Raw genomic sequence first — 23,557 nt, forward strand, 5'->3', positions numbered from 1 at the left:
AGGTTCGCCCGCGCCACGTCGGTGACGTGCACGAAGTCGCGCCGCTGCCGGCCGTCCTCGTAGACGCGCGGCGGCCGGCCGTCCGCCAGCGCCGATCCTCGGTCATCCTCGGCCCCCGTGCCTCGCGGAACATCGACGACCGGAACGCTAGGCGGCGTCCACACCCCCGCGGGCACCCTGTGGACGACGGGCCCGGCGGGCGGACACCCGTCGTCCACAGGCGTTGCCCCGCCCCGAGCCGGCGGCTAATGTGCGGCCGCCCGCGCCGGTAGGGTGAGCCCGTGATCGTCGCTGTCGGCATCGACGTCGTCCTGGTCGAGCGGTTCGCCCGGGCCCTGGCGCGGACGCCGCTGCTCGCCGACCGGCTCTTCACGGAGGCCGAGCGCTACACCAGCTCCGGCAACCCGCGTTCGCCGGAGTCGCTGGCCGCCCGGTTCGCGGCCAAGGAGGCGGTCGCCAAGGCGCTCGGCGCGCCGGCCGGGCTGAGCTGGCACGACTGCGAGATCGTGCCGGACCCGGACGGCCGTCCCTGGCTGACCGTCTCCGGCACGGTCGCGGCGGCGGCCACCGAGCGCGGGGTCAACCGCTGGCATCTCTCGTTGTCCCACGACGGCGGGATCGCCTCGGCCATGGTGGTCGCGGAACGGTGATCGGAGCGCGCCGACCTGGCGCGCCGGGAAGCTCGGACGGGGGCGGTGGCGTGAGACCGGTGTGGCGGGTCGCGGACGTACGCGCGGCGGAGGCGGCGCTGATGGCCGCCCTTCCGCCCGGGACGCTGATGAAGCGGGCCGCCGCCGGGCTGGCCCGCCGCTGCGCGCTGCTGCTCGCCGACCGGGGCGGGGTCTACGCCGCCCGGGTGCTGCTGCTGGTCGGCTCCGGCGACAACGGCGGTGACACGCTCCTGGCCGGCGCGCACCTGGCCCGTCGCGGCGCGGCCGTGTCGGCGCTGCTGCTCAGCCCCGGCCGGGCGCACGCCGAGGGGCTGGCCGCGCTGCGGGCCGCCGGCGGGCGGATCGTGGACCGGCCGCCGGCGACGGTCGACATGGTGCTGGACGGCATCGTCGGGATCGGCGGGCGGGGCGGGCTCCGGGACACCGCCGACCAGCTCGCCGCCAGCCTGGTGCGGCACTGCGGACGCGACGGCGCCCCCGCCACCGTGGTGGCGGTGGACGTGCCCAGCGGTGTCGCGGTCGACACCGGGGACGTGCCGCTGACCGCCACGGGGCGGCCGAGCGCCGTCCGCGCCGACGTGACGGTCGCGTTCGGCGCGCTGAAGCCCGCGCTGGTGGTGGGCCCGGCCGCCGCGCTCGCCGGTCAGGTGGAACTGGTCGACATCGGGCTGGAGCCGTGGCTGCGCGGCAGCCCCGCGCTGCGCGTGACCGAGTGGTCGGACGTCGTGGACTGGTGGCCCCGGCTCGGCCCGGCGTCGGAGAAGTACGCCCGGGGCGTGGTGGGCGTCGCCACCGGCTCGACCACCTACCCGGGCGCGGCGGTGCTCTCGGTCGCCGGGGCGCTGGCCGGCCCGACCGGCATGGTCCGCTACGCCGGCTCCGCCCGGGCCGACGTGCTGCACCGGCACCCCTCGGTGATCGCGGTCGGCCGGGTCGCCGACGCGGGGCGGGTGCAGGCCTGGGTCTGCGGCTCCGGGCTGGGCACCGGCGAGGAGGCGGCCCGGGAACTGCGCGCGGTGCTCTCCGCCCCGGTGCCCGTGGTGCTCGACGCCGACGCGCTGACGCTGCTGGTCGACGGCTCGCTCGCCGACCGGCTGCGCAAGCGGGACGCCCCGATCGTGGTCACCCCGCACGACCGCGAGTTCACCCGGCTCTGCGGGGAGACGCCGGGCGCCGACCGGGTGGCGGCCACGCTGCGGCTGGCCGCCTGGATGAACGCCGTGGTGCTGCTCAAGGGCGACCGCACGGTGATCGGCACGCCGGACGGCCGGGCGTACGTCAACCCGACCGGCACCCCGGCGCTGGCCACCGGGGGCACCGGCGACGTGCTGGCCGGGCTGCTCGGCTCGCTGCTCGCGGCCGGGCTGGCGCCGGAGCGCGCGGCGGCCTCGGCCGCGTACCTGCACGGGCTGGCCGGCCGGGAGGCGGCCCGGGGCGGGCCGGTGACCGCGCCCGACGTGGCCGACGCCCTCCGCCCGGTCCTCGCCCGTCTCGGCTGACCGCAGCGGCTCCGCCGGCCTGGGCCGGGGAGATCAGCGCGGAAAGTAGGCTGGGGGCATGTGGCAGGCCGAGGTGCGGGTGGATCTGGACGCGATCCGCGAGAACGTGAGCCGGCTGCGGGCCGGCACCGCCGCCGAGCTGATGGCGGTGGTCAAGGGCGACGGCTACGGCCACGGCATGGTCCCGGCCGCCCGCGCCGCGCTGGACGCGGGGGCGGACTGGCTGGGCGTCTGCACGCTGGACGAGGCGCTGACGCTGCGCCGGGCCGGGATCACCGTGCCGGTGCTGGCCTGGCTCCTCGCGCCCGGGCTGCCGCTGCACGAGGGGGTCGCCGCCGGGGTCGACCTCGGCGCCGCCAGCCTGCCCCAGCTCGACGAGATGGTCGAGGCGGGCCGCGCGGCCGGGCGACCGGCCCGGCTGCACCTCAAGATCGACACCGGGCTGTCCCGGGGTGGCGCGACCGTCGCCGACTGGCCGGCCCTGCTCGACGCCGCCGCCAAGGCGCAGGCCGACGGCCTGGTCGAGGTGGTCGGGGTGTGGAGCCACTTCGTCTACGCGGACTCGCCCGGGCACCCGACCATCGACCGTCAGCTCGCCGTCTTCCACGAGGGCATCGGCATGGCCGAGCAGGCCGGCCTGCGGCCCCGCTACCGGCACCTGGCCAACTCCGCCGCCACGCTGACCCGACCGGACGCGCACTTCGACCTGGTCCGGCCCGGGCTCGCCGTCTACGGGCTCTCCCCGGTGGCCGGCGAGAGCTACGGGCTGCGCCCGGCGATGACCGCGCGGGCCCGGGTGATGCTCGCCAAGCGCGTCCCCGCCGGCTCCGGCGTCTCGTACGGGCACACCTACACCACGGAGCGGGAGGCGAACCTGGCCGTGGTGCCGCTCGGCTACGCCGACGGGGTGCCCCGGCACACCTCCAACAGCGGGCCGGTGCAGCTCGGCGGCCGGCGGCGGCGGATCTCGGGCCGGGTCTGCATGGACCAGTTCGTGCTCGACTGCGGCGACGACCCGGTGGCCGCCGGCGACGTGGCCACGCTCTTCGGCAGCGGCGCCGACGGCGAGCCCACGGCCGACGACTGGGCCGAGGCGGCCGACACCATCAACTACGAGATCGTCACCCGGTTCGGCAGCAGCCGGGTGCCCCGCGTCTACGACGGCGAGCGCCCGTGACGTCCCGTTCCCGGATTCCGCTGCCCCGCTCCGGGCACGCCCGGGCCGCCGTGGGCGCGCTGGCCGCCGTCGGGGTCGCCGCCGCCGGGCTCGCGGCCGGCGTCGCCACCGAACGCGCCCTGGTCCGCAAACTCAAGGCCGACCCCACCGACCGGTACGCCGGGGAGGTCTTCGGCGACCAGCGGTACGACGATTCCTTCCGGCTGGAGATGCCCGACGGCACCGACATCCACGTCGAGGTGGTGGAGCCGACCCGGCCCGTGCCCGGCAACCCGACCGTGGTGCTGGTGCACGGCTTCTGCCTGGACATGGGCACCTTCCACTTCCAGCGCAAGCTGCTCGCCGAGCGGGGCGAGCACCGGATCGTCGCGTACGACCAGCCCGGGCACGGCCGGTCGGGGCGGCTGGAGACGGGCGAGTACGACCTCACCGCGCTCGGCCGGACGCTGCGCGAGGTGATCGACCGGACCGCCCCGGAGGGGCCGCTGGTGCTGGTCGGCCACTCGATGGGCGGAATGACCATCATGGCCTTCGCCGAGTTGTTTCCGGAGCTGTTCGGCGACCGGGTCGTGGGCACCGTGCTGATGGCCACCTCGGGCGGCCTGATCGCCGAGACCAAGCTGGTCGCGCCCGCCCTGCTCGGCCGGGTCGGCGCACCGGTGCTGCACATGGTCGGCAACGTCACCCGCTACGGCGGCCCGGTGATCGACCGGGCGCGCAGGTCCACCACCAACGTGGCGTGGCTGCTCACCCGCAAGTACGGCTTCGGCACCCGCCACCCCAGCCCGGCCCTGGTGTCGTACGTCGAGACGATGAACTCCCGCACCTCCGCCGACACGGTGACGCGCTACCTGCGGACGCTGGCCACGCACTCCCGGTTCCCGGCGCTCGCCGCGCTGGCGGACACCCCCGTGCTGGTGGTCGTCGGCGACAAGGACATGATCACCCCCGTGACGCACTCCGAGGAGATCGTCCGGCGGCTGCCGCACGCCGAGTTCGTCAAGATCACCGACAGCGGGCACGTGGTGATGCTGGAGCACGCCGACGAGGTCAACGAGGCGCTGGTCCGGTTCCTGGAGGCGCTGTGACGCATGTCGTCGAGCTGCCGACGGTCGACGACACCCACGGGTTCGGGCGGCGGCTGGCCGGGCTGCTGCGCGCCGGCGACCTGCTGCTGCTGACCGGGCCGCTGGGCGCCGGCAAGACCGCGTTGACCCAGGGCATCGGGGCCGGGCTCGGGGTGCTCGGCGACATCACCTCGCCCACCTTCGTGATCGCCCGGGTGCACCGGCCGGACCCGGCCCGGGGCGGCACGGTGGCGCTGGTGCACGCCGACGCGTACCGGCTGGGGGACGCCGCCGACCCGCGCGCCGAGATCGACGACCTCGACCTGGACGCCTCGGTGGACGAGTCGGTCACCGTGGTGGAGTGGGGCGAGGGCCTGGTCGAGCAGCTCGTCGACGCCCACCTGCGGGTGCGCGTCAACCGGCGCGACGACGACACCCGGGTGGTCGAGCTGGAGCCGGTCGGCGGCGACTGGGCGCAGCGCCTGGCGGCCCTCGGCTGAGCGCTGTCGTACCGGCTGCCTAGAGTGCGCGGGACGGACCCGACAGGCGAAAGGTTGCCGATGCCCGACGACGCCCCCACCCTGGACCTGCTGGCGCTGCTGCCGGAGGACTGGCGTGCCGTGCTCACCCCGCACCTCGACCCGGCCCGCACCGCCGCGCTGGCCGAGTTCGTCGCGGGCGAGTACGCGACCCGCACCGTCTTCCCGCCGGTCGAGGACCTCTTCTCGGCCTACCGGCTCTGCGCGCCGGCCGACTGCCGGGTGCTGATCCTCGGGCAGGATCCCTACCACAAGACGGGGCAGGCGCACGGGCTCAGCTTCAGCGTGCGGGAGGGCGTGAGCGTGCCGCCGTCGCTGCGTAACGTCTTCAAGGAGCTCGGCGAGGACGTCGGCGTGCCGAAGCCGCGCAGCGGCAACCTCAGCGGGTGGGCGGCGCAGGGCGTCCTGCTGCTCAACTCGGTGCTCACCGTCCGCGAGGCCACGCCCGGTTCGCACGCGAACCGCGGCTGGGAGGAGTTCACCGACGCCACCATCCGGGCGCTCGACGCGCTGGACTCCCGGGTGGTCTTCCTGCTCTGGGGCGGCTACGCGCGCAAGAAGGCTGCGCTGGTCACCAACCCGCAGCACGTGGTGCTGGAGGCCGGGCACCCCAGCCCGATGAACCCGCGCGGCTTCCTGGGCAGCCGGCCGTTCAGCGCGGCCAACAAGGCCCTCGCCGACGTGGGCCTGCCCACGGTCGACTGGGAGCGCTCGGCCGGCTGACGAAGTCCGCAAGCTGCGCGTCACCGGGCGGTGACCGTGCGCTGTAGCCTGTTGCCTCCAGCGGTCGGCGAGCCGGGAGGCGGCGGATGGCGGCGACGGTCAGCGACGAACGGTGGCGGGTGGCGCGGACGGCCCTGGCGGACCAGACCGACCGCTTCGTCGATCTGGTCCGCGCCGCCCCGCCGCAGGCCATGGCCACGGCCCACTGGTCGGTGGCGGACACGCTCGCCCACGTCGGCACCATCGCCTGGTTGTACGTCTGCCTGGTGGATCCGGAGCGCCCGCTTCCGCCGGTGCCGGGCTTCGACGGGCTGCTCCCCGAGACCAGCGTCGACACGGTGGCGGGCTTCAACGACGTGCTGCTCGGCCACCTCACCGAGCGCGACCCGCAGGTCCTGCTCGACCGGTTCCAGGCCGACGTGAAGCAGTTCCTGACCGCCTGCGAGGAGCGGCGCCCCGACGAGACGGTGTCGTGGCTCGGCGGGGCGCAGGTCCCCCTCGCCGGGCTCTGCGCCCACCTGGTCAACGAGGTGCTCATCCACGGCCACGACATCGCCCGCGCCACCGGGCTGCCGTGGGAGGTGCCCAGCCCGCACGCCGCGCTCTTCCTGGAGCTGTTCCTGGCCGGCGTGGTCCGGCACGGCTACGGGCGGCTGATCGACGGCGGCCCGCCGCCGAGCGAGCGCCGGATCGTGGTCGAGTTCCGCTCGGCGTACGCGGCCCCGGTCCGGCTGCTGCTGCACCGGGGCCGGGTGTCGTTCGCCGAGCCGGACGCCCGGCCCGACGCCGTGGTCGACCACGACCCCGCCACGCTCAACCTGATGATGTTCGGCCGGATCAGCCGGGCCCGGGCGGTGCTCACCGGCAAGGTGCGCGTGAGCGGGCGGCGCCCCTGGCTCCTGCCCGCCTTCCTGCGCAAGTTCCGTACCCCGAGCTGACCCGCGTCGCCGGGGCCGACGAGGGGGCCGGCTAGGCTGGCTTACCGTGCTCGTACTGGTGGTGGACAGCTCGACGCCCGCGGTGACGGCGGCGCTGGTGGAGGTCACGGCGGACGGCGTCGCGACCCGGGCGCACCGCTGCACGGTCGACGCCCGCGCCCACGGCGAACTGCTCGCCCCGCAGGTCGACGCGGTGCTCGCCGACGTCGACGCCCGCCCGGCCGACCTGGGCGCGATCGTCGCCGGGCTCGGCCCCGGCCCGTTCACCGGGCTCCGGGTGGGGCTGGTCACCGCCGCCACCATGGGCCAGGTGCTGGGCGTGCCGACGTACGGCGTCTGCTCGCTGGACGCCGTCGGCCACCCGGCGGCCGCCGGCGAGCCGGTGCTGGCGGCGAGCGACGCGCGGCGCCGGGAGATCTACTGGGCGGTCTACGACGGCGCGGGCCAGCGGATCGTCGGGCCGGAGGTGTCGGCCCCGGCGGTCGCCGCCGAGCGCGCCCGCGGCCTGGCCGTCACGGTCGCGGTCGGCGACGGCGCGCACCGGTACGCGGACACCCTGGGCCTGCCCGTGCGGGCCGAGCCGCGCTACCCGGACGCCGGCGTGCTGGCGGCCCTGGCCGCCGAGCGGATCCGGGCCGGCGCCCCCGGCGAGGCGCTCACCCCGCTCTACCTGCGCCGGCCGGACGCCGTGGCCGCGACGGCCCGCAAGCCGGTCCTGCCATGACCGGGGTGCGCCTCCAACGGTTCCGGTGGTGGCACATCGACGAGGTGCTGCCGATCGAGGCGGACCTGTTCGGCGCCGAGCAGTGGTCGGCGGCGATGTTCTGGAACGAGCTGGCCAACGGGCACTTCTACCTGGTCGCCACCGACGACGACGGCGCCGTGCTGGGCTACGCCGGGCTCACCGCGGCCCCGCCCGACGAGGCGTGGGTGCAGAACATCGCGGTGCGCCGGGACGCCCAGCGGCGCGGGGTCGGCCGGCTGCTGCTGGAGGCGCTGCTCGCCGAGGCGGCCCGGCTCGGGTCCCGCAGCACCCTGCTGGAGGTCGCGGCGGACAACGCCCCGGCCCAACTGCTCTACGCGGCGTACGGCTTCGAGCCGATCGGCGTGCGGCGCGGCTACTACCAACCGAGCAACACCGACGCGCTGGTCATGCAGCGCACCCGGGAGGTGGGCGATGACTGACGAACCCCTGGTCCTCGGCATCGAGACGTCCTGCGACGAGACCGGCGTCGGCATCGTGCGGGGGCACACGCTGCTGGCCGACGCGCTCGCCTCCAGCGTCGAGCAGCACGCCCGGTTCGGCGGGGTGGTGCCCGAGGTGGCCAGCCGGGCGCACCTGGAGGCCATCGTGCCGACGATGGACCGGGCGCTGAAGGAGGCGGGGGTGACCCTCGCCGACATCGACGCGATCGCGGTCACCTCCGGCCCGGGGTTGGCCGGCGCGCTGCTGGTCGGGGTGGCCGCCGCCAAGGGCTACGCGCTCGCCGCCGAGAAGCCGGTCTACGGCGTCAACCACCTGGCCGCGCACGTCGCCGTGGACACCCTGGAGCACGGTCCGCTGCCCGAGCCGGCGATCGCCCTGCTGGTCTCCGGCGGGCACTCCTCCCTGCTCCTCGTCGACGACCTGGCGCGGGGCGTCACCCCGCTCGGCGCCACGATCGACGACGCGGCCGGCGAGGCGTTCGACAAGGTGGCCCGGCTGTTGGGCCTGCCGTTCCCCGGCGGGCCGTACATCGACCGGGAGGCCCGGGCCGGCGACCCGGCCGCCATCGGCTTCCCGCGCGGCCTGACCGCCGCCAAGGACCTCGCCGCCCACCGCTACGACTTCTCCTTCTCCGGACTGAAGACGGCGGTGGCCCGCTGGGTGGAGGCGCGGCAGCGGGCGGGCGAGCCGGTGCCGGTCGCCGACGTGGCCGCGTCCTTCCAGGAGGCGGTCTGCGACGTGCTGGTGCGCAAGGCGCTGGACGCCTGCCGGGCCAACGGCGTCGAGACGCTGGTGATCGGCGGCGGCGTGGCGGCCAACTCGCGGCTGCGGGCGATGGCCGAGCACCGCGCCGCCAAGGACGGCATCCGGGTCCGGGTGCCCCGACCAAATCTCTGCACGGACAACGGCGCGATGGTCGCCGCCCTCGGCTCGCACCTGGTCGCCTCGGGTGTCGCGCCGAGCCGGCTCGACCTGCCCGCCGACTCGGCCATGCCGCTGACCACCGTCAGCGTGTGAAACTCAGGGATGGATGACGTGATCGTGCGGATGTGGGAGGCGCGGGCCGAGCCGTACGGCGTCGCCGACCTGATCACCTGGGTCTGCGACGCGGCGCTGCCGGAGTTCGAGCACGACCCGATGCACCTGTCCAGCGAGGTGTTCTCCTCCACCGACCACCGGGTGGTGGTCATCTCCAAGTGGCGCAGCAATCCCCGCCCGCTGCCGGAGCCGCCGGCGATGCTGCTCGCCCGCCCGCCGCACTCGTGGGACTTCACCCAGGTCGACCGCTGACCGGCGGGCGCCGCCGTCCGACGTGGATCGGGGCGCGCCGCCGGTCGACGTGGATCGGAGCGCGCCGCCGGTCGATGTGGATCGGGGCGCGCCGCCGCCCTTCGGCGTGAGCCGGAGCACGTCGCAGCGGTAATTGGTTGGCGGTGCTGCCCGTGGCCCGCCTAGCGTCGGTGGGCCATGCGTTTCTCACCGGCCGGTGACCCCGGCGTACCCGACACCCGCTCGGCGACCCGCTACCTGGTGTGGCTGGCCGGGCGGCACAAGGTGCTGTTCACCGTCGGCATCCTGCTCGGCGTCGTCTGGATGGTCGCCCAGTCGCTGGTGCCGGCGGCCGTCGGCCGGGCCGTCGACGGGCTCACCCGTGGGGACGAGGACGCGCTGCTCACCTGGGGGCTGGTGCTGCTGGGCCTGGGCGTGATCCAGGCGGTCGCCGGGATCCTGCGGCACCGCTGCGCGGTGCACAACTTCCTCGCCGGGGCGTACCGGACGGTGCAGCTGACCGTGGGCGCGGCGAACCGGCTCGGCGCCGCGCTGCCGCGCCGGGTGGCCGCCGGCGAGGTGGTGAGCATCGGCACGGCCGACATCAACCAGATCGGCTCGGCGATCGACATCACCGCCCGGGGCACCGGCGCCGTCGTCGCGATCGTGACCGTCGGGGTGATCCTGCTCGGCGCATCCCTGCCGCTCGGGCTGGTCGTGGTGCTCGGCGTGCCGCTGCTGATGGCGGTGGTCGGGCTGCTCATCCGGCCCCTGCACCGGCAGCAGCAGGCCTACCGGGACTCCGAGGGGGCGCTGACCACCCGGGCCGGCGACATCGTCTCCGGGCTGCGGGTGCTGCGTGGCGTCGGCGGTGAGCCGATGCTCTCCGCCCGCTACCGCGCGCGGTCCCAGGCGCTGCGCGCCGACGGCCTCCGGGTGGCCCGGGTCGAGTCGCTGTTGGAGGCGGCGCAGGTGCTGCTCCCCGGCGCGTTCCTGGTGCTGGTCACCTGGCTCGGCGCCCGGTTCGCGCTGCGTGGCGAGATCAGCGCCGGCCAGCTCGTGGCGTTCTACGGCTACACCGCGTTCCTGGTCAGCCCGCTGCGGCAGCTCACCGAGGCGGTGGACAAGCTGACCCGGGGGCACGTCGCCGCCCGGCGCGTGGTGCGGCTGCTGCGGCTCGACCCGGAACTGGTGGACCCGCCCCGCCCGGCGGCGCTGCCGGACGGCCCCGGCGAGTTGGTCGACGTGGAGTCGGGCGTGACCCTGCGGCCCGGCCGGTTCACCGCGCTCGCCGCGACCGCGCCCGAGGACGCGGCGGCGATCGTGGACCGCCTCGGCCGGTACGTCGACTCGGACGCGATGCTGCACGGCGTACCGCTGCGGGCGCTGCCGCTGGCGACGGTGCGGGAGCGGATCCTGGTGGCCGACAACAACGCGCACCTGTTCACCGGCCCGCTGCGCGCGGAGCTGGACCCGCACGACCGGGCCGACGAGGCGGCGATCGCGGCGGCGCTGGCGGCGGCGAGCGCGACGGACATCGTGGAGGCCCTGCCCGACGGGCTGGCCAGCGCCGTGGCCGAGCGGGGGCGGGAGTTCTCCGGCGGCCAGCAGCAGCGGCTGCGGCTGGCCCGGGCGCTCGTCGCCGACCCGGAGACCCTGCTGCTGGTCGAGCCGACCAGCGCCGTGGACGCGCACACCGAGGCCCGCATCGCCGAGCGGCTCGGCGCGGCCCGGGCCGGCCGGACCACCTTGGTCTGCACCACCAGCCCGCTCGTGCTGAGCCGCGCCGACCATGTGATCTTCGTGGAGGACGGCAAGGTGGTGGCCGAGGGGGCGCACACCGCACTGCTCGACGGCGAACCGCGCTATCGGGCGACGGTCAGCCGGGGGGAGGACTGATGGCCGCCGCACTGCCGGTCGCCGACGCGCGCCAGGTGCGCCGCTACGCCCGTACGCTGGTGCGCCGGCACCCGCGCGCGCTCGGTGTGGCGCTCGGCCTGCACGCCCTGGCCGCGGCGGCCGGCCTGGTCGCGCCGTGGCTGCTCGGCGACCTGGTCGAGGGGATCTCCCGGGGCACGACGGGCGTCACCGTCGACCGGATCGCGCTGCTGATCGCCGGCTTCGTGCTGGCGCAGTCGGTGCTGGTGCGGTTCGCCCACCTGGCGTCGGCGCGGCTCGGCGAGCGGGTGCTGGCCGAGCTGCGCGAGGAGTTCGTCGACCGGATCCTGGCGTTGCCGCTGGCCACCGTGGAGCGGGCCGGGACGGGCGACCTGCTCACCCGGACGTCCCGGGACGTCTCCGCGCTGTCCCGGACGGTCCGGTTCGCGGTGCCCGAGACGCTGATCGCGGTCGTCACCGGCTGCTTCATCGTCGGCGCACTGCTCCTGGTCAACCCGCTGCTCGCGGTGCCCTGCCTGGTCGCGGTGCCGCTGCTGTGGGCCGGCACCCGGTGGTACCTGCGCCGCGCCCCGGACGGCTACCTGCGGGAGAACGCCGCCTACTCCGACATCACCGACGGGATCAGCGAGACCGTCGAGGGCTCGCGCACCACCGAGGCGTTGCGGCAGGAGGCGCGCCGCCGGGCCCGCACCGGCGCCGACATCCGCCGGTCGTACGCGGCCGAGCGCTACACCCTGCGGCTGCGTACGGTGTTCTTCCCGGTCACCGAGATCGGCTACGTGGTGCCGGTGGTCGCCACGCTGATCATCGGCGGCTGGTTCCACCTGAAGGGTTGGGTGAGCCTCGGCGAGGTCACCGCCGCCACGCTCTACGTCCAGCAACTGATCGACCCGGTCGACCGGCTGCTCTCCTGGCTGGACGAGCTGCAGGTCGGCGGCGCCTCGCTGGCGCGCCTGCTGGGGGTGGCCGACGCCGACGCCCCGACCACGTCCCCGGCCCCGGCCGGGTCGCCGACGCGGGCGGGCACCGACGTGCCGACGGGCGACCGGCGGCTCGCCGCCCGGGACGTCCGGTACGCGTACCGGACGGGGCGGGACGTGCTGCACGGCGTGACCCTGGTGCCGGAGCCGGGGGAGAAGCTGGCGATGGTCGGCCCCTCGGGCGCCGGAAAGTCCACCCTCGGCCGGCTGCTCGCCGGGGTGCACGCGCCCCGTTCCGGCTCGGTCACCGTGGCGGGGCGGCGGCTCGACGAGCTGCCCCTGGCCGAACTGCGGACGCACGTCGCGCTGGTCACCCAGGAGCACCACGTCTTCATCGGCACGCTGCGGGACAACGTGGCGATGGTCCGGCCGGGCGCCGACGAGGCGGCCGTCCGGTCGGCGCTGGCCGCGGTCGACGCGCTGGACTGGGCCGACGCGCTGCCGGACGGGCTCGACACGATGGTCGGCGCCGGTGGGCACCCGCTGTCGCCCGCGCAGGCGCAGCAGTTGGCGCTGGCCCGGCTGGTGCTGGCCGACCCGCACACGCTGGTGCTGGACGAGGCCACCTCGCTGATCGACCCCCGGGCCGCCCGGCACCTGGAGCGCTCCCTCGCGGCCGTGCTCCAGGGCCGGACGGTGATCGCCATCGCGCACCGCCTCTTCTCGGCGCACGACGCCGACCGGGTCGCGGTGGTCGAGGACGGCCGGATCACCGAGATCGGCCCGCACGACGAGCTGGTCGCCGCGGGCGGGTCCTACGCGGCCCTCTGGCGCTCCTGGCACGGCACCCGCTCCTGACACCGACCGCCCGCCACCGGCCCTGACGTCGCGCCGTCCGTCACGCGCTCCTGACGTCGCGCCGTCCGTCACGCGCTCCTGACGTCGCCGCCGTCCGTCACGCGCTCCTGACGTCGCCGCCGTCCGTCACGCGCTCCTGACGTCGCGCCGTCCGTCACCCGTTCGACGGTTCGGCGGTGCCGCGTCCGCGTGCCGTACCACGATGTTGCCAGTGGCAGGCGATCGCGCACCCGCCACTGCGGCGTGGCCGGCGGGTGACGGGGGAGCGACGTGGGCGGTCTCGAACTCATCGTGGTGCTGGGCGTCACGGTGCTGGTCGGCACCACCCTCGGCGGGCGGTACAGCGTGGCGCCCCCGGTCCTGCTCATCACGGCGGGCGCGCTGTTGGCGCTCCTGCCGCCGCTGTCGCACGTGGTGCTGGAGCCCGAGGTGGTGCTGCTGCTGTTCCTGCCGGCGATCCTCTACCGGGAGAGCATCACCACCAGCCTGCGCGAGATCCGCACCAACCTGCTGGCGATCACGCTGCTGGCGGTGGGGCTGGTGGCGGCGACGATGGTCGCCGTGTCGCTCGTCGCGCAGCGGCTCGGCATCGACCCGGCCGCGGCCTGGGTGCTCGGCGCGGTGCTCGCGCCGACCGACGCCGCGGCGGTCTCCGGACTGGCCAAGCGAATGCCGCGCCGCATCCTCACCACCCTGCACGCGGAGAGCCTGATCAACGACGGCACCGCGCTGGTGCTCTTCACCGTCGCGGTGGGCCTGATCGTCGGGGGCACCGAGCCGAGCGCGCTCGGGCTGGCCGAGCGGTTCGTCGGCGCGTCGGCCGGGGGCGTCGTCGCCGGCCTGCTGGTCGGCTGGGCGGTGATCGTCGTCCGGCGACGCCTCGACGATCCGCTGCGCGAGGGCGCGCTGAGCGTTCTCACGCCGTTCGTCGCGTTCCTCCTCGCCGAACTCGTCCACGCCAGCGGGGTGCTGGCCGTGGTGGTCGCCGGCCTCGTGCTCTCCTACGCGGCCCCCCGGGTCGTCCGGGCCCGGTCCCGGGTGCTGGCGTACGCCTTCTGGGACCTCGCCACGTTCCTGGTCAACGGGGGGCTCTTCGTGCTCCTCGGGATGCAGATCCCGCGCGCGCTGCGCGGCCTCACCAGCCTGTCGACGGCGCGGGCGCTGGCCATCGCGGTCGTGGTGACCTGCGTCGTCGTGGCGACGCGGATGCTCTGGATCCACCTGGCGGCGTTCGGCTTCCGGGCCGCCAACCGCCGCCCGTCGCTGGAGGGCGAGCAGGTCGACTGGCGGGTGCGTACGGCGGCCGGGTGGGCGGGGTTCCGGGGCGCGGTGTCCCTCGCGGCGGCCCTCGCGGTGCCGGTGACGACCCCCGCCGGCACGCCCGTCCACGAGCGTGACCTGATCATCTTCACGACCGCCGTCGCCATCCTGATGACGATGCTGATCCAGGGCACCACGCTGCCGGCCGTCGTCGGGTGGGCGGGCCTGGTCGGCGACACCCGGCGCGTCGACGAACGGCGCCTGGCCCGGACGCGGGCCACCGAGGCCGCCCTGGCGGCGCTGCCCGAGGTCGCCGACCGGCTCGGCGCCGGGCCGGACGCGGTCGACCGGATCAGGGCCGACTACGAACAGCACCTCGACGACGTCCGCTCCGCCGACCGGGGCCGGTCGGCGGAGCAGGCCCGGGACCTCGACCGGAGGCTGCGGCTCGCCGTCCTGGAACACAAGCGCCGCGAGATCACCAGGTTGCGGGACACGAACCAGATCGACGACATCGTGCTCCGGGACGTGCAGGCCGTCCTCGACATCGAGGAGATCCGGCTGCTGGGACCGGAGCCGAACGAGTAACCCGCGACGTCGCCCCGGCCCGCCGCGGCACCCGCCTGCCCGGTGCGGCCCGGCGCCGACCGTGCGGCCCGACGGGCGGGTCAGGCGCGGCGGAGCACGCCCCGATGGCCGGCCGACGGGTCAGCCGACGTCGAGCGGGTCGGCGAGCAGCCGTTCGAAGGCCAGCTCGGCGGCGCCGATCAGCGCCGCGTCGTCGCCCAGCTTCGGGGTGCGCAGCCGGACGTGCTCCAGGCAGGCCGGCAGGGCGATCGAGTTGAGCCGGCTGCGCACCTGGGCGGCGGCGGCGAGGTAGAGGTCCCGCATGGTGCCGCCGAAGATGACCATCTCCGGGTTGAAGATGTTCACCAGGTTGGCCACCCCAAAGCCGAGCCAGTCGCCGGCCTGGCGGACCGCGGTCTGCGCCCGGGCGTCGCCGCGGTCGGCGGCGTCGAAGACGGCCAGCAGCGCGTCCCGGCCCCGCGCGTCGGTGCGGCCGGCGGCGCGCAGCAGCGCGTGCTCGCCGATCTGGGTCTCCCAGCAGCCCCGGGAGCCGCATTCGCAGGGCGCGCCGTCGGGGACGACCACCATGTGCCCGACCTCGCCGCCGTAGCCGCCGTGCCCCGTGAGTCGGCGGCCGCCGGCGATGATGCCGGCGCCCACGCCCACGTCCCCGTACAGGTAGATGACGTTGTCGCAGCCGGCCGCCGTGCCGCGCGCGTGCTCGGCGAACGCCGCCACGTCGGCCACGTTGCCGACCGTGACCGGGACCTCGCAGCCCAGTTCGGCGGCGAGCGCCGCGCCGATCGGCTCGTCCACCCAGCCGGTGGTCGGTCCCAGCCGGACCAGGCCGTCGTCGCGGCGGACCATGCCGCAGACCGCGACGCCCGCGCCGACGCAGACCGCGTCGGCCGGCACGGTCTGCTGCATCTCCTTGACCGCCCCGGCCAGCAGCGGGGCGGCCTCCGCGGCGGTCAGACCGCGGGGGCGTTCCTGCTCCCGGCGGTCGAGCACCGCCCCGCCGAGGCCGACCCGCGCGGCCCGCAGCCGGTCCACCTCGATGCTGTACGCGTACGCGTGCACCCGCTCCGACTCGGGCCGGACGACCAGCGACGGTCGCCCGGCCCGGCCGGTCTCCTTCGGCGTTCCCTCGCTGACCAGCCCGGCGCCGGCCAGGTCGGCGGTCAGCGCGCCGATGGTGCTGCGGTTGAGCCCCAGCGCGCTGGTCAGTTCCGCACGGGTGGTCGCCCCGTGGACGTGTACGTACCGCAGCAACGCGCCCAGGTTCTGCCGGCGGATCTCGTCCTGGCTGGGGCCTGCGCGCATTGCTGTCGTCACTTCCGGTGCCGCGCGGTCAGCGGTTGCCGGTGGCGGCGGAGCGCCGGCGGGAGAACGCGTCCACGCTTGCGGCGAGCAGCAGCACCACGCCGGTGACCACGTACTTCACCCCCGAGCTGTATCCCATCAGGCCCATCCCGTTGTCGATGACCGCGACGACCGCGCCACCGAGGACGGCGTCGAGCACCCGACCCTTGCCGCCGAAGAGGCTGGTGCCTCCGATGACCGCCGCGCCGACCGCGTAGAGCAGTACGTTACTGCCACCCGTGTTCGGGTCCACCGAGTTGGCCCGGCTGGCGGCGACGATGCCACCGACGGCCGCCATCGAGGAGCAGATCACGAAGACCGAGATGCGGATCCGGTCCACGTCGATGCCCGCCCGGCGCGCCGCCTCCTTGTTGCCGCCCACGGCGTAGACGTGCCGGCCGTAGCTGGTGCGCTGGAGCACGAACGTCCAGAAGACCAGCAGCACCGCGATGATCGGCACCACGATCGGCACGCCCTTGAGCGAGCTGATCACGACGTTGCGGCTGCGCTCCAGGTTGAGGATGAAGACCGCCGCCCCGAGGACGAGCGCCAACCCGCCGATCCGGGCGAACACCACCGCGATCGGGTCGGTGACCAGCCCCCGGGAGGCCCGAGTACGGTGCCGGAGCAGCTGCACGGCCGCGTAGCCGGCGACCGCCACGGCGGCCAGCAGCCAGCCGAGGACGGGGGAGAGGTTGCGGTTGGCGATGGCCACCAGCACCTCGTCGCGGACGGAGATGTTGGTGCCCTCCTCCATCAGCATCAGCACGATGCCCTGGAAGGCGAGGAACCCGGCGAGGGTCACCACGAAGGACGGGATGCCGATCTTCGCGACGAGGAAGCCGAGGACGGTGCCGATCACCACGCCGGTGACGATCGCGGCGAGCACGGCCACGTACCACGGGTGGCCGAGCACGGTGACGACGTTGGCGAGGATGGCGGCGCAGACCCCGCTGGCGAAGCCGGCGGAGAGGTCGATCTCGCCGAGCAGCAGGACGAAGACCAGGCCCATCGCGATCAGCGTGACCGCGGCGCCCTGGGTGAACAGGTTGGCGAAGTTGCCGGCGGTGAGGAACGACGGCCGCATGATCGAGAAGACCGTGCAGAGCACGACCAGGCCGAGCACGGCGGGCAGCGCGCCGATGTCGCCGCCGCGGACCCGGCTCACGTAGCTGCGGACGTGGCTGCCGAGGGTGGGCGGTCGGGTGACGGGCGCCGGGCCACCCTTCCGCACGACGGTCGTGGTCATCGGACGCCTCCTGCGTTGCTGTCGGCCGGCCCCGCGCCGTGGCCGTTGCCGCCGTTGGCCAGGTCGGCGAGCCCGAGCCCGCCGGTGCGGCCGGCGGTGATCAGCTCGACCACCTGCGCGTGGGTGATGTCGGTGGTCTTCACCTGGGCGACCATCTGGCCGAGGTAGAGCGCGGCGATCCGGTCGGAGACGGCGAAGACGTCGTTCATGTTGTGCGAGATGAGCACCACGGCCAGGCCGTTGTCGGCGAGCCGGCGGACCAGTTCGAGCACCTGGGCGGTCTGCGCGACGCCGAGCGCGGCGGTCGGCTCGTCGAGGATGACGAGCCTGCTGTTCCAGAGCACGGCCTTGGCGATCGCGACGGTCTGGCGCTGGCCGCCGGAGAGGCTGGAGACGTGCTGGCGCAGCGACTTCACGGTCCGCACGCTCAACCCGGCGAGGGTGTCGGCGGCCATCTGCTCCATGGTCGGCTCGTCGAGCACGATGCCGCTGCGCTTCTCCCGGCCGAGGAACATGTTCTGCACGATGTCGAGGTTGTCGCAGAGCGCGAGGTCCTGGTAGACGACCTCGATGCCGAGCGCGGCGGCGTCGCGGGGGCTGTTGATGGTCACCGGCCGGCCGTCGAAGAGGAACTGGCCGGCGTCGGTGGGATGGATGCCGCTGATGCACTTGACCAGGGTCGACTTGCCGGCGCCGTTGTCGCCGACCAGCGCGGTCACCTCGCCCGGGTGGGCGGCGAAGGCGACGTCGCGCAGGACCTGGACGGGACCGAAGCTCTTGTCGATCCCGCGTAGTTCCAGCAGGGGGGTTGCGGACACGGGGGTCTCCTTCAGACGGAGGGGAGGTCTCGGGTCCCGTCGGCGCGAGCCGCCGCCCGGCACAGGGGGGCCGTGCCGGGCGGCGTACGCGTGGATCGGGTACGGGTCAGCTGATGCCGGCGTCGGCGCAGAGCTTGGCGTACGTCCCGGCACAGACCTCGTCCTTGGTGACGTAGCCGTCGGCGATGACGTCCTTGACGTTCTCCTTGTAGATCGCCTTCGGGGTCAGCAGCACGGCCGGGACGTCCCGGCCACCCTCCGGGTCCTTGACCGTCTTGCCGGTGTCCTTCTTCACACCCTTGGCCACCGCGATGGCCAGCTCCGCGGCGGCGTCGGCCTCCTGCTTGACCGCCTTGTACACGGTCATGCACTGGTCGCCGGCGAGGATGTGTTGCAGGCCCTGCGGGGTGGCGTCCTGGCCGGTCACCGGGACCTTGCCGTTGAGCTTGTTCTTCTTCAGCACCGAGATGGCCGCGTTGCCGAGGCCGTCGTTGGCCGCGAGCACGCCGTCGATCTTGCCGCGGGTCTGGGTGAGCATCTGCTCGAAGATGGTGGCGGCCTGGGCGTTGTCCCACTCCGGGACGTTCTGGTCCGGGCCCTTGGTGTATTCCTTCGAGTCGAACTTCGGCTTGAGCACCGAGTCGTACCCGTTCTTGAACAGGGTCGCGTTGTTGTCGGTCGGGGCGCCGTTGAGGTAGGCCACGACCGGGTTCTTGGCGCCCTTTTCGGTGAGGCACTTGCTGAGGCCCTCGCCCTGGAGCTTGCCGACGGCCTCGTTGTCGAAGCTGACGTAGTAGGTGGCCGAGCCGCCCAGGGTGAGCCGGTCGTAGTCGATCGTCGCCACGCCCTGGGACTTGGCCTTGTCGAGCACGGCCTTGCCGGTGCCGGAGTCCAGGTTGACGATCATCAGGGCGGTCACGCCGTTGGTGATCATCTGGTCGGCGATGGTCTGGAACGCGTTCTTGTCGCCCTGGGCGTTCTGGATGTCGTACTGGACACCGGCCGCCTTGAACGCCTCCTCCAGGAACTTGCGGTCCGCGCCCTCCCAGCGGGCGGAGGACTTGCTGTCCGGCAGGATCACGCCGATCTTCGGGGCCTTGTCGCTGCCGCCGGCCTGGTCACCGCTGCCGGAGTCGTCGCCGCAGGCGGTCATGCCGCCGGTGGCGAGCAGGCCCACGGCGGCGAGGGTGAGGAAGCCCTTGCGCATGTGCAGGGTCCTTTCGGGGTGGGGGGAGTGACGATGGTCGTTTGTTGTGTCCGGCAACGTATTCCGCGTCACACTGTGGGCACAAGAGTGCCGAGGTGGCGAGTTTGTTGTCGGCAGTAACAATTCAGCAACGTCCCTGTCACCCGGCCGTCGCCCCGCACGGGAGCGCTCTCCCGCCGGCTCCGGGAGCGGCGCAGCTCAGCGGGCGGACAGCGGGGCCGTGGCCGCCCCGGTGAGGGCGACCAGATCCTGCGGGGCGAGCTGGAGCTGGAGGCCGCGCCGGCCCGCCGAGACGTAGACGGTGGGATGGTCGAGCGCCGACGAGTCGAGCACCGTGGGCAGCCGCCGGCGCTGGCCGAGCGGGCTGATCCCGCCGCGCACGTAGCCGGTGGCCCGTTCGGCCACCGCCCGGTCGGCCATGGCGGCCCGCTTGCCGCCGACCGCCGCGGCGAGCGCCTTGAGGTCCAGCTCGCCGGTGACCGGCACGACCGCCACGGTCAGCGCGCCGTCGACCTCGGCGACCAGCGACTTGAACACCCGCTCCGGCGGCACCCCCAGCGCCGTCGCGACCAGCGCGCCGTAGTTCGGCGCGTCGGGGGAGACGTCGTACGGATGCGTGCTGTGGGCGATCTTCCGCTTCGTCAGCAGCGCGGTCGCCGGAGTGCCCTGTCCCGCCATGACCGTCAAGCTAACCCGGGTCCGGGTGACCCGCGAGCCGATAAGGCCGGCTACCCGGCCGGGCGGCAGACCAGCACCGTCGGCGCACCGGCCACCCGGGTCAGCACCAGGCTGGCCGCCTCGTCGCCGGCCAGCCGCAGGTCCCGCCGCAGCTTCTCCGGCTCCAGCGCGGAGCCGCGCTTGAGGATCTCCACCCGGCCGACCCGACGCTCCCGCAGCAGCGCCCGCAGCCGCTTCAGCGAGAACGGCAGCACGTCGGTGACCTCCAGGCAGCGGGCGAACGGGGTCGCCGCCGGGGCGTCCGCATAGAGGTAGGCGATGCTCGGGTCGGCCAGCGTCGCGTCGAGGGCACCGGCCAGCTCCGCGACCAGGTGCGCGCGGACCACCGCCGGGTCCGGGTCGTACAGGAAGCGGCGGACCGGCCCGACCGGCGCCTCGGCGTCGCCGGAGCCGGTCACCTGATAGCAGGGGACCCTTCCTCTACCGGAGGCGTTAACAGGGGGCCCTTCCTTACCGCGCAGCAGGGTGGCCCGGCGGGGGACCTCGGCGAGCCGGCCGCACCACAGCGCCGCCTCGACCAGGTCGCCGTCCGCGCTCACCCACTCCGCCTCGGCGCCCGCGGGAATCAGCGCGTGGTCGATCCCGGGCGCCACCTTCACCACCGTGTACGGCACCCGCGCGGCCAGGCCGACGACGAAGTCCCAGGGCGGGGAGTAGGCGTTCGGGTCGAAGACCCGCCGCCCGGTGCCCGCCTTCCGCCGCGCCGGGTCGCAGAACACCCCGTCGACCCGGCCGACGTCGAACGCCGTGGCGTCGCCGCACTCCACCGTGAACAGTTCGGCCAGCCCGGCCGCCTCCGCGTTGGCGGCGGCCATCGCGGCGGTCACCGGGTCGGCCTCCACCCCGTACACCCGGATGCCGGCCCGGGCGGCGGCGAGCGCGTCCGCGCCGAGGCCGCACCCGAGGTCGGCCAGGGTGCGCACGCCGGCGGCGCGCAGCCGGCGCGCGCGCCGCGCCGCGACGGCGCCGCGGGTGGCCTGCTCCAGCCCGGCCCGGGTCAGGAACATCCCCGCCGCCGCCGGCCCGAACTTGCCGACCGCCCGGCGGCGCAGCTCGGCCTGGGTGAGTGCGGCCGCCGCCAGCGCGGGCGGCATCCCGGCCGAGCGGAGCGCCGCCGCCGCGGCCAGCGGGTCGCCGCCGGCCACCCGCGCGGCCGCGTCGAGCGCGACCGACCCCTCGGGCGTACGCAGGGCGGCGAGCTGGTCGAGGTCCACGCGGTCATTCTGGCCGGCCGGCCCGACGCGCCGGCCGGCGGGTTGGCACTCTCCTTGACGGAGTGCTAGCCGAGGAATAACCTGCGATTAGCACTCTCACCCCGAGGGTGCCAGCTTCCGGGCTGTCAGGCCCGGGCGCTGAACGCCAGGCGGACCGGCACCCGCGACGACGGCCCCGCCCGGTGGCATGTGGCAGATTGACGCCGGTCGGCATGTCGACCGGTAACGAAACCAGTACCCCAGGAGGGTATGCCCGTGACTACCGCGACCAAGGTTGCGATCAAGCCGCTCGAGGACCGGATCGTGGTCCAGGCGAACGAGGCTGAGACCACCACGGCGTCGGGCATCGTGATCCCCGACACCGCCAAGGAGAAGCCGCAGGAGGGCACCGTCCTCGCTGTCGGCCCGGGCCGGATCGACGACAAGGGTAACCGCGTGCCGGTCGACGTCAAGGTCGGCGACACCGTCCTCTACTCGAAGTACGGCGGCACCGAGGTCAAGTACGCCGGCGAGGAGTACCTGGTGCTCTCCGCCCGCGACGTCCTCGCGGTCATCGAGAAGTAAGCAACCGATCAGTGTCGTTGCCCCGGTCCGGCTCGCCGGGCCGGGGCAACGTCGCTTCGAAGGGACATTCATGGCGAAGATCCTGAGCTTCTCGGACGACGCCCGGCACCTGCTCGAGCACGGTGTCAACGCCCTCGCGGACGCGGTCAAGGTGACCCTCGGCCCGCGCGGGCGCAACGTCGTCCTGGACAAGAAATTCGGTGCGCCCACGATCACCAACGACGGCGTGACCATCGCCAAGGAGATCGAGCTCACCAACCCCTACGAGAACCTCGGCGCGCAGCTGGTCAAGGAGGTGGCGACCAAGACCAACGACGTCGCCGGCGACGGGACCACCACCGCCACCGTGCTGGCCCAGGCGATGGTCCGCGAGGGCCTGCGCAACGTGGCCGCCGGCGCCAACCCGACCGGCCTCAAGCGGGGCATCGACGCGGCGGCCGCCAAGGTCTCCGAGGCGCTGCTCGGCCGCGCGGTCGAGGTCGCCGACAAGAAGTCGATCGCGCACGTCGCGACCATCTCCGCGCAGGACGCCACCATCGGCGAGCTGATCGCCGAGGCGATGGAGAGGGTCGGCCGCGACGGCGTCATCACCGTCGAGGAGGGCTCCGCGCTCACCACCGAGCTGGACGTCACCGAGGGCCTCCAGTTCGACAAGGGCTTCATCTCGCCGAACTTCGTCACCGACGTGGAGGGGCAGGAGTCGGTCCTGGAGGACCCGTACATCCTGATCACCACCCAGAAGATCTCGGCGATCGAGGAGCTGCTGCCGCTGCTGGAGAAGGTCCTCCAGAACAGCAAGCCGCTGCTGATCATCGCCGAGGACGTCGAGGGCCAGGCGCTGTCCACCCTGGTGGTCAACTCGATCCGCAAGACCCTCAAGGTCTGCGCGGTCAAGGCCCCCGGCTTCGGCGACCGCCGCAAGGCGATGCTCCAGGACATGGCGATCCTCACCGGCGCCGAACTGGTCGCCCCGGAGTTGGGCTACAAGCTCGACCAGGTGGGCCTGGAGGTGCTCGGCAGCGCCCGTCGCGTGGTGGTCGACAAGGAGAACACCACGATCGTCGACGGCGGCGGCCAGGCGAACGAGGTCGCGGACCGGGTGGCCCAGATCCGCAAGGAGATCGAGGCCTCCGACTCCGACTGGGACCGGGAGAAGCTCGCCGAGCGGCTGGCCAAGCTGTCCGGCGGCATCGCGGTCATCAAGGTCGGCGCCGCGACCGAGGTCGAGATGAAGGAGCGCAAGCACCGCATCGAGGACGCGATCGCCGCGACCAAGGCCGCGGTCGAGGAGGGCACCGTCCCGGGCGGCGGCGCCGCCCTGGCGCAGATCCTGCCGGCGCTGGACGACGACCTCGGCTTCACCGGTGACGAGAAGGTCGGCGTCTCGATCGTGCGCAAGGCGCTGGTCGAGCCGCTGCGCTGGATCGCCCAGAACGCCGGCCACGACGGCTACGTCGTGGTGCAGAAGGTCGTCGGCAAGGAGTGGGGCCACGGCCTCGACGCCGCCAGCGGCGAGTACGTCGACCTGGCGAAGTCCGGCATCCTCGACCCGGTGAAGGTGACCCGCAACGCGGTCAGCAACGCCGCGTCGATCGCCGGCCTGCTGCTCACCACGGAGAGCCTCGTGGTGGAGAAGCCGGAGAAGGCCGAGCCGGCCGCCGCCGGTGGGCACGGCCACGGCCACGGTCACGGCCACCAGCACGGCCCGGGCTTCTGACCCTCGCCGTACGCCTCGTCGGGGGGGGGCCGCCGCCGGTGGGGGGGCCCCCCGGCCCTTGCGCGCGGCGGGGGGCGGCCCGGGGGGCGGGGCG

Annotated in this window: 22 protein-coding genes and 1 pseudogene; 16 read left to right on the forward strand and 7 right to left on the reverse strand. The window is 74.5% G+C overall.

Annotated elements, in window-relative coordinates; translation table 11 throughout:
* Window positions 1-95 (reverse strand): annotated as a pseudogene (locus AB0G14_RS31090) (NAD-dependent epimerase/dehydratase family protein); the annotation flags it as partial.
* A 186-nt stretch (window positions 96-281) separates the two neighbouring features.
* On the opposite strand from AB0G14_RS31090, the gene AB0G14_RS31095 reads away from it, so the two are divergent.
* The 14 genes from AB0G14_RS31095 (at window position 282) to AB0G14_RS31160 (ending at window position 14,615) form a co-directional block, all read left to right on the forward strand.
* Window positions 282-650, forward strand: coding sequence for a holo-ACP synthase (locus tag AB0G14_RS31095; protein ID WP_350704088.1), 369 nt, complete (start codon window positions 282-284; stop codon window positions 648-650).
* 50 nt (window positions 651-700) lie between these two features.
* Window positions 701-2,170 (forward strand): NAD(P)H-hydrate dehydratase, encoded by a 1,470-nt coding sequence (locus AB0G14_RS31100; RefSeq protein ID WP_357703557.1) that lies wholly within the window; start codon window positions 701-703, stop codon window positions 2,168-2,170.
* 58 nt (window positions 2,171-2,228) lie between these two features.
* Window positions 2,229-3,347 carry an alanine racemase gene (gene alr, locus AB0G14_RS31105; RefSeq protein ID WP_357703560.1) on the forward strand — a complete coding sequence of 373 codons (1,119 nt, stop codon included), beginning with the start codon at window positions 2,229-2,231 and terminating at the stop codon, window positions 3,345-3,347.
* Complete coding sequence (locus tag AB0G14_RS31110; RefSeq protein WP_357703562.1) at window positions 3,344-4,435, forward strand: alpha/beta hydrolase; 1,092 nt, start codon at window positions 3,344-3,346, stop codon at window positions 4,433-4,435. The genes alr and AB0G14_RS31110 overlap by 4 nt, the downstream gene beginning before the upstream one ends.
* Window positions 4,432-4,914 carry a tRNA (adenosine(37)-N6)-threonylcarbamoyltransferase complex ATPase subunit type 1 TsaE gene (gene tsaE / locus AB0G14_RS31115; protein WP_357703564.1) on the forward strand — a complete coding sequence of 161 codons (483 nt, stop codon included), beginning with the start codon at window positions 4,432-4,434 and terminating at the stop codon, window positions 4,912-4,914. Before AB0G14_RS31110 ends, tsaE begins: the two co-directional genes overlap by 4 nt.
* 60 nt (window positions 4,915-4,974) lie before the next feature.
* Window positions 4,975-5,676 carry a uracil-DNA glycosylase gene (gene ung / locus AB0G14_RS31120; protein WP_357703566.1) on the forward strand — a complete coding sequence of 234 codons (702 nt, stop codon included), beginning with the start codon at window positions 4,975-4,977 and terminating at the stop codon, window positions 5,674-5,676.
* An 86-nt stretch (window positions 5,677-5,762) separates the two neighbouring features.
* The gene (locus AB0G14_RS31125) at window positions 5,763-6,614 is read left to right on the forward strand and encodes a maleylpyruvate isomerase family mycothiol-dependent enzyme (protein ID WP_357703569.1); all 852 of its coding nucleotides are present in this window, start codon (window positions 5,763-5,765) and stop codon (window positions 6,612-6,614) included.
* 46 nt (window positions 6,615-6,660) lie between these two features.
* The gene (gene tsaB / locus AB0G14_RS31130) at window positions 6,661-7,338 is read left to right on the forward strand and encodes a tRNA (adenosine(37)-N6)-threonylcarbamoyltransferase complex dimerization subunit type 1 TsaB (protein ID WP_357703571.1); all 678 of its coding nucleotides are present in this window, start codon (window positions 6,661-6,663) and stop codon (window positions 7,336-7,338) included.
* Window positions 7,335-7,799 (forward strand): ribosomal protein S18-alanine N-acetyltransferase, encoded by a 465-nt coding sequence (gene rimI, locus AB0G14_RS31135; protein WP_357703574.1) that lies wholly within the window; start codon window positions 7,335-7,337, stop codon window positions 7,797-7,799. Before tsaB ends, rimI begins: the two co-directional genes overlap by 4 nt.
* Window positions 7,792-8,838, forward strand: coding sequence for a tRNA (adenosine(37)-N6)-threonylcarbamoyltransferase complex transferase subunit TsaD (tsaD, locus tag AB0G14_RS31140; protein ID WP_357703577.1), 1,047 nt, complete (start codon window positions 7,792-7,794; stop codon window positions 8,836-8,838). The genes rimI and tsaD overlap by 8 nt, the downstream gene beginning before the upstream one ends.
* A gap of 18 nt (window positions 8,839-8,856) precedes the next feature.
* Window positions 8,857-9,111, forward strand: a complete 255-nt coding sequence (locus AB0G14_RS31145) for a hypothetical protein (protein ID WP_357703579.1) — start codon at window positions 8,857-8,859, stop codon at window positions 9,109-9,111.
* Between the two features lie 177 nt (window positions 9,112-9,288).
* A complete protein-coding gene (locus tag AB0G14_RS31150; protein WP_357703581.1) occupies window positions 9,289-10,989 on the forward strand; it encodes an ABC transporter ATP-binding protein in 1,701 nt (566 codons plus the stop codon).
* Window positions 10,989-12,767: an ABC transporter ATP-binding protein gene (locus tag AB0G14_RS31155; protein WP_357703584.1), complete on the forward strand. Its 1,779-nt coding sequence runs from the start codon at window positions 10,989-10,991 to the stop codon at window positions 12,765-12,767. The genes AB0G14_RS31150 and AB0G14_RS31155 overlap by 1 nt, the downstream gene beginning before the upstream one ends.
* A 270-nt stretch (window positions 12,768-13,037) precedes the next feature.
* Entirely contained in the window at window positions 13,038-14,615 is a 1,578-nt protein-coding gene (locus AB0G14_RS31160) for a Na+/H+ antiporter (protein WP_357703586.1), read from the forward strand.
* A gap of 120 nt (window positions 14,616-14,735) precedes the next feature.
* On the opposite strand, the gene AB0G14_RS31165 is transcribed toward AB0G14_RS31160, so the two are convergent.
* From AB0G14_RS31165 to AB0G14_RS31190, 6 genes are all read right to left on the reverse strand, one after another.
* Window positions 14,736-15,917, reverse strand: a complete 1,182-nt coding sequence (locus AB0G14_RS31165) for an ROK family protein (protein WP_357703588.1) — start codon at window positions 15,915-15,917, stop codon at window positions 14,736-14,738.
* A gap of 28 nt (window positions 15,918-15,945) precedes the next feature.
* Window positions 15,946-17,205 (reverse strand): ABC transporter permease, encoded by a 1,260-nt coding sequence (locus AB0G14_RS31170; protein WP_357703591.1) that lies wholly within the window; start codon window positions 17,203-17,205, stop codon window positions 15,946-15,948.
* A complete protein-coding gene (locus AB0G14_RS31175) occupies window positions 17,202-18,023 on the reverse strand; it encodes an ATP-binding cassette domain-containing protein (RefSeq protein ID WP_357703594.1) in 822 nt (273 codons plus the stop codon). Before AB0G14_RS31175 ends, AB0G14_RS31170 begins: the two co-directional genes overlap by 4 nt.
* A gap of 106 nt (window positions 18,024-18,129) precedes the next feature.
* Entirely contained in the window at window positions 18,130-19,230 is a 1,101-nt protein-coding gene (locus AB0G14_RS31180; RefSeq protein WP_357703597.1) for a substrate-binding domain-containing protein, read from the reverse strand.
* A gap of 198 nt (window positions 19,231-19,428) precedes the next feature.
* A complete protein-coding gene (gene ybaK / locus AB0G14_RS31185) occupies window positions 19,429-19,908 on the reverse strand; it encodes a Cys-tRNA(Pro) deacylase (protein ID WP_357703599.1) in 480 nt (159 codons plus the stop codon).
* A gap of 50 nt (window positions 19,909-19,958) precedes the next feature.
* On the reverse strand, window positions 19,959-21,182 hold the full coding sequence (locus AB0G14_RS31190; RefSeq protein ID WP_357703602.1) for a methyltransferase domain-containing protein: 1,224 nt from the start codon (window positions 21,180-21,182) through the stop codon (window positions 19,959-19,961).
* A 249-nt stretch (window positions 21,183-21,431) separates the two neighbouring features.
* On the opposite strand from AB0G14_RS31190, the gene groES reads away from it, so the two are divergent.
* Both groES and groL read left to right on the forward strand, forming a co-directional pair.
* Window positions 21,432-21,746: a co-chaperone GroES gene (gene groES / locus AB0G14_RS31195; RefSeq protein WP_088998427.1), complete on the forward strand. Its 315-nt coding sequence runs from the start codon at window positions 21,432-21,434 to the stop codon at window positions 21,744-21,746.
* Window positions 21,747-21,816: 70 nt separating this feature from the next.
* On the forward strand, window positions 21,817-23,463 hold the full coding sequence (gene groL, locus AB0G14_RS31200) for a chaperonin GroEL (RefSeq protein WP_357703604.1): 1,647 nt from the start codon (window positions 21,817-21,819) through the stop codon (window positions 23,461-23,463).
* Window positions 23,464-23,557 lie beyond the last annotated feature (94 nt).

It is taken from the genome of Micromonospora sp. NPDC023814, assembly GCF_040639595.1.
Lineage (GTDB): Bacteria > Actinomycetota > Actinomycetes > Mycobacteriales > Micromonosporaceae > Micromonospora.